Source organism: Stenotrophomonas sp. S39 (assembly GCF_016624665.1).
Classification (GTDB): Bacteria; Pseudomonadota; Gammaproteobacteria; order Xanthomonadales; family Xanthomonadaceae; genus Stenotrophomonas.
The window spans coordinates 1-214 of the sequence record NZ_JACVTT010000230.1 but is presented as its reverse complement, the minus strand read 5'-3'; the positions used below and the strand labels follow the sequence as shown (position 1 = coordinate 214).

Below are 214 nucleotides of genomic sequence, written 5' to 3'. Positions count from 1 at the left end.
GTACCGGATGTACTCCACCAGCCCAGCTTCCAGGCTTTCGATGCTGTCAAAATTGTTCAGGTAGAAGAATTCCGACTTCAGCGTCCCGAAGAAACTCTCCATGGCCGCGTTGTCCAAGCAGTTTCCTCGCCGGGACATGCTCTGTTTCAGCGAGTGTTTCGCAAGCTTGTGGCGATAGCTTTCATGCTGATAGTGCCAGCCTTGGTCAGAGTGG

Annotated in this window: 1 protein-coding gene; it reads right to left on the bottom strand. The window is 53.3% G+C overall.

The features are described from left to right. Nucleotides 1-214: IS3 family transposase (locus tag IAE41_RS22755; RefSeq protein WP_200734612.1), on the bottom strand; the 214-nt coding region annotated here is incomplete at both ends.